The organism is uncultured Chitinophaga sp. (genome assembly GCF_902168175.1).
GTDB lineage: Bacteria > Bacteroidota > Bacteroidia > Chitinophagales > Chitinophagaceae > Chitinophaga.
On sequence record NZ_CABHOU010000095.1, the window covers coordinates 235,623 to 247,829 of the forward strand.

Below are 12,207 nucleotides of genomic sequence, written 5' to 3' on the forward strand. Positions count from 1 at the left end.
GCCTGATAATTTGCCATACTTTAGAAGATCCCCGGAAACAGCTATTTTTTATTGAGCCTCAAAATTGCTTAGCATGAAACGTTTTTATGCACTGGTGCTATGCGCACTTGTCAGTGCCTCCTCCACGTATGCCCAGATCTGTACAGATAAGGGGTTTAGATTAGTGATTGTTGGATCTTCCACCGCTGCGGGGTGGACTGGCCCCACCAGTATTGATAGTTCCTTCGGTCGCCGTTTGAAACGTCATCTCGAAGCTATTCACCCCGACTGGCGGGTACACAACATTGCGTCCAGCGGTATTAATAGTTACAGTGTGCAGCCTAACTGGTACAAACCGCCAGTAATTCCCGGCGACTCGCGCCCCTCACCCGATCCGGCCATCAACATTACAAGGGCTATTAATGAATTTAGTCCCGATGCAATTCTGATTGCCCTACCCTCTAATGATGCAGCTGCAGGTTATCCGCTGGCCGAACAACAGGCCAACTTTAACCGCATCTGGGCAACGGCCGATTCAATGAACATCGCCGTGTGGGTTACTTCTACACAACCGCGCGATCAGATGTGGGGCGCACCCAGGCAGCCGTTAATGGATATGCGCGACTGGCTGGCCACACGCTTTGGTGCTAAGTACATCGACTTCTGGTCGGGCTTTGCCAATACAGACGGTACTATTAATAGTACTTATGCTTATGGCGACGGTATCCACCTGAACAATCTTGCCCATAAAATAATGTTCGAGCGGATTGCTGCAGAAGGTATACCGGATACTTTGTGCAAAGGCCCCATCCGCCTGCAACACCTCACGGTGGCCGCCGCGGGTGCTGGTCGCCAGGTAACCTGGCGTACTACGGGGGAACGACTGATGTCGAAGTACGCCGTTCAGCGCAGCCTCGATTCGCTTACCTGGGATTCTGTTGGTGTGGTGAATGCAGGTGGTAGCAATATCAATATTATTAATTACGCTTTTACCGATAACAGTACACAATCTGCCGCAGTGTACTATCGCCTTAAACTACGCGATACCCGTAACCGTGTGTTTTATACAAGGGGGGTGAAGTACGATGCGCAGCCCATTCCATACCAGGTATCGTCGTTTACCGGTGTTGCCAGCCTGAACACCGCGAAGCTCGATTGGACAACCAGCCTGGAAGTAAAACTGGCACGTATCAAGGTACAACGCAGAACTGCGGTCGTGGGCTGGTCGCAGGTGGCCGACTTTGCGGCCTATGGTAATTCTACCACACCACGTAATTATACTTACACGGATACGCTTACTTCCGATACTACTTATTACTATCGCCTGCACCTCAGCGATAGCAGCGGACGACAGTTCTATACCGATAGTATAAAGGTAGTAGCCGACAGTGGTTACTGGAAACCCTTTTCTATTCAAAACTTTACCGTTACAGGCGCTGTTAACTTAGCTTACCTGCAATGGCAAACCATTAAAGAGAAGTATACCCAAAGCTTCATCGTCCAGCGCAATACCGGTACCGGCTGGCTTAACATCGATACCATTGCCGCCGCACTCCATTCCAGCATATTACGCAACTACTCCGCCACCGACAGCTCGCGCTACACTTATGATATACATTATCGTTTATGTATGGTAGATACGCTGGGCCGCTCCTGGCACACCGACTCAATTAAACTCGGCAAACTACAGCCTTCCTTTGTACTCGACAGCTTTAACGTAACCTCCGACTGGGACCAGCGTAAACTGGGCTGGAAAACCAGTTCGGAGAATGGTGCGTTATCATTCACCGTAGAGCGCAGCGCCGATTCCATTACCTGGAATGCTGTCAGCCTGGTGAATGCCACCGGTACATCCGCCACAGCCCGTAATTACTCATACACAGATAAAAACGTACCCTTCAAGGTGTTTTACTACAGGCTGAATATGGAAGATAACTGGCAACGTCACTCCTTTTCAGATGTTGTTAAAACCCTGCCCGACAGTGCTTACCTGCAACCTTTCGTATACCAGGGCCCCACGGTTACACGACAGAGCAGCCTGCCCTTAGTACAATGGTCTACATCCAAAGAAAAGAATACCCTGCGTTTCACCGTACAACGCAGGCAGGCCTCAACGGCCTGGGTTACGGTCGGCACGGTGAATGCTGCCGGCAACAGCGGTACTGTAAGGCAATACAGCTTTGCCGATAATACCGTGTTTGACGAAGATGTATACTATCGTTTAAAGATGGAAGATACCAGCCTGCGTGCTTTCTACACCGATTCGGTAGTACTCGCCAAACTGGTACAGCCATTTGTCCTCACCGCCTTTAGCGGTACTGCCGACTTCAACCAGCGTAACCTTAGCTGGACAACCGCCAGTGAAAAGAAGTCGCTCCGGTTTATAGTAGAAAGAAGTGCCGACTCGGCTACCTGGAATGTGCTGGGTAATGTGCCTGCCAGTGGTATTTCATCCACCCCCATTCATTATGCCTACGCTGATGTAAATGTGCCGCAGCAGGTATGGTACTACCGTTTGAAGATGGAAGACAGCACTAACGCCCATTACTACAGCGCGGGTATTAAAATACAACCAGATCCGCTGTTCGCGCAACCGTTTATATACACAGGGCCAACCGTTACCAGCCAGGGCAACTTCCCTTATGTAACCTGGTCGACAACCCGCGAGAAAAATACGTTGTTGTTTACTGTACAACGCAGTTTGGATAACAGTACCTGGACTACCGCCGGTACTGTGAACGCAGCCGGTAATTCCACTACTGCACGTAATTACAGTTTTACCGATAACACCAGTTTCACGCAAAACGTACACTATCGCCTGAAGATGGAAGATACCGGCTACCGTGCATTTTACAGCGCCACTGCAACACTGGTATACGCCACTGGCCCCTTCGCCCTTAACAGCTTCACCGTTACGCGTGATTATGACGATAGTTACATGAACTGGCAAACTGCTTCGGAAACCAGTACCGCCAAATTCGTATTGCAGCGCAGTACCGATTCCGTAACCTGGCAAATACTGGCGTTCGTAAATGCAGCCGGTACAAGCACCACGCCCCGCGATTATAGTTACAGAGATCCGATGGTGCCTGCCATCAACTTCTTCTATCGGTTAAAAATGGAAACTACCAGCGGTGCCGCTACTTACAGTCCTGCATTGAAAACAGTACCCGATCCCGTAATGCTGCAACCTGTACAGTTAAAATCGTTCACTGCGGTACTGGTAGGTGGTAAACCGACCGTGAACTGGGTAACTACGGTAGAAAAGAAATCATCGAAGATGATCTTACAACGTTGCACCAACGGCTGGCAGTGGGTAACCGTAAGTACACAAAATGCAGCAGGGCGCTCCAATACCGACAGAGCATATACTTACAACGATAACTTCACTGTTACCGCGGCCACACAGTATCGCATACGTATTGAAGATTCGGCGGCGCGCACCTTTAACAGTGCCGCTATAACAGTAAATCCCGGTCAGACTTCCCGCATAGGCGCCTTTTCAGCACCTGCGTTATATGAAGAAGTAACCGCCGGCGTTCTTACACCTAACCCCACCGCTTCCACTTTCCGCATAACCGGCCTCACTGCCGGTGCGCACCTGGTAGAAGTGTACAACAGCAGCGGTGCCCTGGTGTTCCGCCATCGCAACTACGCAGGCGGCAGCAACATTGATGTCCGCAACTGGAGTTCGGGCCTCTACTACATTGTGGTAAACGGAGGTGCCGTAAAACTCACGCTCGTAAAACAATAACAGTTGATTGTTTGGAGGATAAGAAAGACCGCCTTGTAATGAGGCGGTCTTTTCATTATGATACCATTTCCCCTGGCGGGAACGAAGCCGTACTCTGCTTGTATAGAATGCCCACCGCTCCAAGGGGGCGGTGTATACACCTGTAAGCCGATGGATGCAGGATGCCTCAAGGATCCTTTAAGGATCCTGGCTATATACTTCGTACAAGTAAGGTGGATACTAGGTTGATTCTAGGCTATCATACCTAGGATGAACCTAGGATGAACCTAGAATGGAGCAACTATCCTGCAACCCTCCCAGCGGGGATTCGGCAGGGGGCCTCGTACTGCTATAGGTTTACACCTGTTGTTAGGAAATACTGAATTGGGTTTACAAAGATCTTGGTTGTCCTGAGGCCGGTTTACAGGTTTCATGAATAGTCCTGTTGGAGGTTGGCACCTCTTTTTGGAGGTGCTTTCCATTGTTTTTTAGGTATTCCATGATAATAAGTCACGTTGAACTCTTTGGCAATAGAGCCATAGCCTCCAGTACTGGCTAAATAAGCAGATACAACCTGGCGCATGAAAGTTGGCTCATACTTAAAGGAGCCGCCCCTTTTTTTTGTTGGATTTTATCCATGTTTACTCTTTTGAAGGTGTAAACCTTTTTTAGGACGTGACCGGATCCGGCAGGGATGGCGCTGAGATGAATAGGTACTGTGGCGAACGCTCTACTACTGCGCGGTAACAATAAATAATCACTATCTTAGACCGTTACAACAGCTATTGTTTATGAAGAAATTATTACTCTCAGCCTTGCTGCTGGCGGCTTATCCGGTGTTTGCACAAGACGAGCTCAGGTACCAGCGGCCCGACCAGTCGATCTACGACCTTGCCATGGCGCCGGCCACGCCCGCAGCCAATTTTAATGAGAAAGGAACGATCATGCTGCTGCTGGGGCGCAGCACTTACCCCACTATAGAAGAGCTGTCGCAGCCGGAGTACAGGCTGGCAGGGGTAAGGATTAATCCTGCCACATTCGGGCAAAGCCGCAGCGCTTATTATACCAGCATTACCGTAGTAGATCCTGCTACGAAAAAACAGGCTCCCGTTACCGGTTTGCCTGCCGATGCGCGCATTGGCGCTATCAGTTGGTCGCCGTCCGAAAAGTATATTGCCTTCCTGGTTACAGGCGCAAACGGCATTACGCTCTGGAAAGCAGACGTGGCAACGAAGATAGCCACCCAGGTTAGCCAGCGTAAAATAAACGCCACCCTGGGCAATCCTACCGTGTGGCTGGATGATGAACATATTTTAATACAATCGGTACCCGCCGCCCTTGGCGCCGCACCTCCCAAACCTTTGGCCGCAGAAGGGCCTACCGTACAGGAAACGAAGGGTAAGGCAGCACCCGCAGCTACCTACCAGGACCTGTTAAAGAACCCGTACGACGAAAAGCTGTTCGACTATTACTTTCAGACGGAGCTGGTAGTTGTGGGCGGTGGAGCGGAGAAAGTCATTGGCGGTGCCGGTATATACACCAGCGTACGTCCATCGCCCGATAAGCAATATTTACTCATCAACCAGCTGCGTAAACCATATTCCTACCTGGTACCTGCCGAACGTTTTCCTACCAATGTGGAAGTATGGAAAGTTACCGGTGAAAAAGTAAAAACACTGGCAGAGAATCCGTTGGATGAAATTCGTCCCACCGGTTTTGATGCCACCGTTAGCTTTCCCCGCGCCTTTAACTGGCGGGCGGACGTAGCGGCTACTATCGTATGGGCACAGGCGTTGGATGGTGGTGATCCGCGTAAACGTATTGCGATACGTGATGAGGTGAAAATGCTGGCGGCTCCGTTTACGGGAGAGCCGGTAAGCCTGGCCCGCACCGCCATGCGTTACCGTGGCATCCAGTGGGGTAACAGTCAGCTGGCGCTGTTGGCAGAAGGTATGCGCAGCCTGCAGAAAACAAAGATTAGTAAGATAGATCCGTCTAACCCGGCGAAGGAGCCAGTTACGTTTATCGAACGTTCCGACAACGATCGTTACAACGATCCCGGTGATCCGGTTACGGTGAAGAACAGCTTTGGTGCGCGGGTGTTGTACATCTCTCCTGCTAAAGATCTGCTGGTTACTTCCGAGGGCGCTTCGCCCGAAGGCGATATGCCATTTGTAGCCACCTGGAACCTGGAAACAGGCAAACAAACGATCAAATGGCGCAGCGCAGCGCCTTATTACGAGTCGCCGGCAGAGATCATCGATCCTGCAAAGTTACTGGTAATTACCAGCCGCGAATCTGTAACAGAACCTGCGAACTATTTCCTGCGCGATATCAGTAAAAAGAAATCAACCCAGCTCACTTTCTTTACCCACCCGCAACCACAATTGCTGGGTGTAACGAAACAGCTGATGAAGTATAAACGCAAAGACGGTGTAGACCTTACCGCGATGTTGTACCTGCCCAAAGGTTACGACTCCACCCGCGACGGCCGCCTGCCTGTACTCATGTGGGCTTACCCCCGCGAGTATAAAAACGCCAGCGATGCAGCACAGGTAAGAGGCTCGCAATATCGCTTTACACGTGTAGGTTACGGCTCCGCCATCTTTTGGGTAACAAGAGGTTTTGCCGTGATGGATGCCGCCGAAATGCCAATTGTAGGCGAGGGTAATAAGGAGCCGAACGATAACTTCCTCGAGCAACTGGTCATGAATGCTGAAGCCGCTGCCGATAAAATTACCGGTATGGGTATTGGCGACAGGAATCGCCTGGCAGTTGGTGGGCACTCGTATGGCGCGTTTATGACCGCTAACCTGCTGGCGCATACCGACATCTTTAAGGCCGGTATTGCCCGCAGTGGTGCCTACAACCGTACGCTTACCCCTTTTGGTTTCCAGAACGAGCAACGTACTTACTGGCAGGCTCCGGACATCTATTATAAAATGTCGCCCTTCTCTTATGCAGATAAGATCAAAGAACCGATACTGATGATACACGGAGAGGCCGACAACAACTCCGGCACCTTCCCGATACAGAGCGAAAGGTTGTACAATGCCATCAAAGGTAATGGCGGCACCGCCCGCCTGGTGTTCCTGCCACAGGAAAGTCATGGTTATGCGGCAAAAGAAAGCATTTTGCACATGTTGTGGGAAATGGACAACTGGTTAATCAAGTATGTGAAAGACGCTAAATAGTAACATGCCGGGTGATGATCGCCCGGCATTTTTTTTATCTTTACTTTATGAACCGTATCCTGATTACCCTGTTTTGCATGCTGGGCGCATGGCAGTTGCATGCCCAAACCGTTAAGCCACTTACTTCGGGCATTTACCGTATTGTACCCAAAGGAACTAACGCCTATAAAGATCAAAGCACCAATGAGACTTACTACCTTAGCGCCGCTGGTGCTGTTACCGTAAAAGATATGAAGTCGATAGCAACGGGCATCGCCAGCAACGGTTATGCAGAATTAACGATACAACTTAATGAGGCGGGTAAACTCCTTTTTTCAAAACTAACGCAGAAGAATGTAGGCAAAAAACTGGCGGTGCTGGTGAATGGCAAAGTGGTAATGGCCCCTCAGGTAATGTCGCCTATTACTGGTGGCAGTTTGAGTGTTAGCGGCTCCTTTAGTTTTGCGGAAGTAGATGCGATGAAGAAAGGACTGGACAAAGAAATGAAATCTGCACAAAAGAAATAACCAAATCACCTTACCTATGAAACACCTGTTAAAAATTGGTCTGGCCCTCATCGCCATGGCACCCCTCAACGTAAAAGCGCAGAGCGCAAAGAAATTACCTACAGGCATATACGAAATTGTACCTAAAAGTGCTTTCGGCTTCAAAGACGCCACTACCGGCAAGCCCGTATTCGTAGAACCTAAAACAGCCGTTACCATCAAACATTGCGTGGAACTGATCAAAGATTATGATATCAATGACGCCTCGCCGCTCATCAGTGTAAAACTCGATAGCGCGGGCACAGTGCTGCTGAAGAAGCTGACAGGCCGCTTTGTAGGCAAAAAGATGGCGATCATAGCAGGCAATCAGCTGATAAGTACACCAGTGATCTCCGCACCGCTTTCCACCGGCTTCTTTCCGATCTCTAATCATTTTAACAATGCCGAAACCGAACGGTTAAAGGAGCAGTTGCAGGCAGAACTGGCTGCGACGAAACAGGTGCCGGCTACGGCGGTAAAGTAAGGCGTAACCGGACGGGCAATGTCCAATATCGTACATCTGCGTTTTTATAATAATGTTTAATCAGATTCATTATTAGGGAAATGCATTTTGGTATGGGGGATGCAGTGACAGGTTACCCAAAACCTTATGCAAACATGTTCAGGAACTATTTTAAGATCGCTTACCGCAATCTGAAGCGTAACAAGAGTTACGCGATCATCAATATTGCTGGTCTGGCAACAGGCATTGCCGCCTGTGTACTCATTTTCCTGGTGCTGCACTACCAGCTCAGTTTCGATAACTTTCATCCCGATAGCGAACGCCTGTACCGGGTAGTGGTGGCGGATACCGGAGTAACCGGTGCCAGCCGCACAGATGCAATTGCATTACCCATGCCCGGCGCGTTTAAACAGGAACTTACCCAGTTCGAGTACGTAAGCGGTGTGGCTAAAACCGATGGCGATCAGATATTGGTGAAAGAAGGTAGTGGCGAGCCAAAGAAGTTTTCGCAGGACAATGTGTTTTTCATAGACCCGGACTTCTTCAGCATGACTGGTTTTAAGTTCCTGGCAGGGGATAAAACGGTACTGAACGATCCCGATAATGCTGTGCTGAGCAGGCAAACGGCCGAACGGATGTACGGCTCCTGGCAGAACGCCTTGGGTAAAACCTTTAAGTACCGTAATCGCCAGGATTGTAAAGTAGCTGCTATCATCGAAAATCCACCTGCAAATACAGATTTTAATATCCAGATGGCGTTTCGTCATCGTAATACCTATTTCGGCGGGTTTGAGGATTGGGTGAGTATCTCCAGCGGCTCCAACTTGTACGTGAAACTGCGCCCTGGTGTATCTGACGAACTGGTGCGCCGCGAAATGCGGGCGCTGGTGGTACGCCATGCGGCTAATTCGAAGCGCACGCCTTTCCTGCAACCGATGAACGAAGTACATTTCGATACCGATTATGAAAACCTGAGCGGTACCGTGGTGAGTAAAGCAAGCCGTATCACCTTGATACTGATCGGTGTGTTCCTGCTCATTACCGCCTGCGTGAATTTTATCAACCTCGCCACAGCGCAGGCCGTAAGCCGCTCCTGTGAAATAGGCGTGCGCAAAACACTGGGTAGCAGCCGCCGGCAGCTCATTATCCAGTTTATGAGCGAAATGCTGCTCATTACCATTACCGCTATGATAATTGGGGCCATCATTGCAGTGGTAACCCTTCCTTTTATAAACGATCTGCTGGAAACACGTGTAAGTCTGAACGCACAAAACATATTACCACTGGGCCTGTTCCTGGTAGGCATCACGCTTGTGGTGACGCTTCTCTCCGGGTTTTACCCGGCCATTGTATTATCGGGCTTTAACCCGGTGATGGCGCTGAAGAACAGGATTACGACCAGGACTATCGGCGGATTGTCGTTGCGCCGTGTACTGGTGGTATTCCAGTTCATGATCGCGCAGTCGCTGATTATAGGCACCCTGGTGGTATTGCAGCAAATGAATTATTTCAGCAGCACATCCATGGGGTATAATAAAGAATCGGTGGTAAACGTGCCTATACCACCAGACAGTGCCAGTCGCTCGAAAGTAGAAGTGTTACGCCAGCAATTGCTCGAATATCCGGGCATTACTATGATCAGCGCCAGTTCCGTAACGCCTTCCGATTTCGGGCATTGGTGGTCGGGTTTCCGGTACGATAACCGGGCCGAAGGCACTGGTTGGGCTACTACTATTAAATGGGGCGATGCAGATTTCTTTAAAGTGTACGATATACAGTTTGTAGCAGGGCATAGTTATTCCATGCAGTCGGACACCGTGCGTGAGTTTATTGTAAACGAGGCACTGGTGCGCAAGCTGGGGTTAAAAAGTCCGCAGGAGATCATTGGGAAACGAATTAATTTATGGGATAAGATAGATGCGCCCGTAGTAGGTGTAGTAAAAGATTTTCATGGCAGCTCACTGCATGAGGCCATCGCCCCGATGCTGATGTCGTCGGCCATGCGCCAATACCGTACGCTGAATATACGCCTGTCTGCGGCCAATGTTAAACCGGTGATGGAACATATTGAAAAGTACTGGAACGCCGCTTATCCGGATTACACTTATTCCTATCAGTTCCTCGATGATAAAGTAGCCAGTTTTTACCGAGAAGAGCAGCAGCTGGCAACAGTGTACGAAATATTTGCGGGTATCGCCATCTTTATTTCCTGCCTGGGATTATATGGCCTGGTATCGTTTATGGCTGTGCAGCGGCAGAAGGAAATGGGTATCCGTAAGGTGATGGGAGCTTCCATCTCCAACATATTGTACCTGTTTTCCAGGGAGTTTACCATTCTTACACTGATTGCTTTCGTGATAGCAGCACCGTTGGCAGGATATTTTATGAAATCGTGGCTGGAGAACTTTGAGTTCGGCATTAAACTGGGGGCAGGTATTTTCCTGGCCGCCATCGCATTGTCGGTGATGATTGCCTGGTTAACAGTAGGCGGCCGTGCGCTGAGTACTGCGCTGGCCAATCCGGTGAAAAGTCTGAAAGCAGAGTAACTGCCAATTTTATATGTTGAAGCCGGGAGTTGTACAGCTCCCGGCTTTCTTTTTCCCACCCAGCCTCTCCTCCTTTAAAAGTCCAATTCATTTCCTTATTTTACAGGAATAATGTTTGGTTAGCTTTGTCTAATACATGTCAGAGATCCGTAGTACAGATGAAATCTTACGCAGCTGGTGGGAGGCGGTCTTGAATGGTGATACACAGGCATATGCACACGTTCATGAGCTGCTGCACCCGGTATTGTACCGGTACGCCTTTGCTATGCTTAACGACGATGCATTGGCCAACGATGTAGTGCAAGACCTTTTCATAAAGATATGGTTCCGCAGAGAACGCATAGGTATGCTGCAGAGCGTGAAGGCCTATTTCCTGATTTCCCTGCGCCGCCAAACGCTGAACCAGCTACGAAGTTTGCGCCGCCTGCAGATACTGGCCCCTACCGAGCCGGATATTGAATTTTCCGCAGAAGATATTATTATAGAAGAAGAGCATAAGCAGGACCTGCGCGATAAACTGGCCCGTTACCTCAACGAATTGCCTAAACGCCAGAAGGAGGTTGTGTACCTGTACTATTACGAAGAACTTTCCTACGAAGAAATAGCGGCCATTATGGAGATTAATTACCAGTCGGTACTCAATCTCATGCAAAAAGCGATTAAACAACTGCGCGGCCTTGTGTCTCAAATTCCTTTACTGGGGCCAGTTTGGCTGGTGTCCACGATTATTTTTTAAAAATCTTTAACAAAAAGGAGTATCCGGGTATTTAATCGGGTGTCTTACTTACAAAAGCGCGCAATTATGGAAGAGCGTTCTGTGCCAGGCAAAGATGGATCGATGCCCATCCGGTTCAGACAACGACCGGTGACGGAGGAAATGACCAAGGAGAACTGGAGTAACGTGGAAGCGGGTATCGAAAAGGAGTATACCTCTGCTAAAAAGCGGGGGACTATGCGCCGTGCGGTCGCAGTGCTTTCTATTATGTTGTTGTTAGCCGCAGGCGGTTATATTGGACGGATGATCTATTGCGCCCGTACAACTAATTTTACCACCGCTTACGGCGAAATTAAACGCCTGGTGCTGCCCGATAGTTCCATTGTATACCTCAACGCCAACTCCTCTATTAGTATTCCTGCGGTATGGGACTCGGAAGAAAGCAGGAGTGTGTGGCTGAAAGGGGAAGCGTATTTTGAGATTACGAAGAGGCCGGGGCAGGGTAATGCGAAATTCATCGTTCATACTAATAATGTAGATGTGGAGGTATTGGGTACAAAGTTTAACGTAAATATCCTTTCCCAAAAAACCACCGTATCGCTAAAAGAAGGTAAAGTGCAGCTGATGGCGAAAGAGGTGCCCGAGGCGGGCCCTGGGACTTATGTGATGAGTCCTGGCGAAGAAGTACAATTTTCGGAAAAGAAACCTTTTCATAAAGTATTTACCAATGTAGAACAGATAGCGGACTGGCGCAATCACCGTTATCATTTCGATAACACTACACTGGCAGATATTACGGAACTGATACGCACGAAGTTTGGTTATGAAGTAGTAATCGCCGATACGGCCCTTAATGGTCGTAACATCAGTGGCGACCTCTCCGCCAACGATATCGACCAGTTTACAAAAGCGTTGTCAATTACCATGAATATCAAAATCGAAAAGAAAGATCAGCAATTGATTTTTAAAACAAAGAACTAAATCTGCTTATAAGCTTTTTTCAAGCACGGTATACGGCTTTGATTATGAGAGAAACCTGGAAACAGGACTGTT

At 49.1% G+C, this 12,207-nt stretch carries 7 protein-coding genes; all 7 read left to right on the plus strand.

From position 1 onward, the window contains the following. Window positions 1-73: 73 nt before the first annotated feature. On the plus strand, window positions 74-3,733 hold the full coding sequence (locus tag QZT80_RS22235) for a GDSL-type esterase/lipase family protein (RefSeq protein ID WP_295127463.1): 3,660 nt from the start codon (window positions 74-76) through the stop codon (window positions 3,731-3,733). 770 nt (window positions 3,734-4,503) lie between these two features. Continuing rightward, window positions 4,504-6,906 carry a prolyl oligopeptidase family serine peptidase gene (locus QZT80_RS22240; protein WP_295127465.1) on the plus strand — a complete coding sequence of 801 codons (2,403 nt, stop codon included), beginning with the start codon at window positions 4,504-4,506 and terminating at the stop codon, window positions 6,904-6,906. Between the two features lie 47 nt (window positions 6,907-6,953). Next, entirely contained in the window at window positions 6,954-7,412 is a 459-nt protein-coding gene (locus QZT80_RS22245; RefSeq protein ID WP_295127467.1) for a hypothetical protein, read from the plus strand. 16 nt (window positions 7,413-7,428) lie between these two features. Further along, window positions 7,429-7,914, plus strand: a complete 486-nt coding sequence (locus QZT80_RS22250; RefSeq protein ID WP_295127468.1) for a hypothetical protein — start codon at window positions 7,429-7,431, stop codon at window positions 7,912-7,914. A 134-nt stretch (window positions 7,915-8,048) separates the two neighbouring features. Next, complete coding sequence (locus tag QZT80_RS22255; RefSeq protein ID WP_295127470.1) at window positions 8,049-10,439, plus strand: ABC transporter permease; 2,391 nt, start codon at window positions 8,049-8,051, stop codon at window positions 10,437-10,439. 136 nt (window positions 10,440-10,575) lie between these two features. Further along, the gene (locus QZT80_RS22260) at window positions 10,576-11,175 is read left to right on the plus strand and encodes an RNA polymerase sigma factor (protein ID WP_295127473.1); all 600 of its coding nucleotides are present in this window, start codon (window positions 10,576-10,578) and stop codon (window positions 11,173-11,175) included. A gap of 66 nt (window positions 11,176-11,241) precedes the next feature. Continuing rightward, a complete protein-coding gene (locus QZT80_RS22265) occupies window positions 11,242-12,135 on the plus strand; it encodes a FecR family protein (protein ID WP_295127476.1) in 894 nt (297 codons plus the stop codon). The last annotated feature ends 72 nt before the right edge of the window (window positions 12,136-12,207 follow it).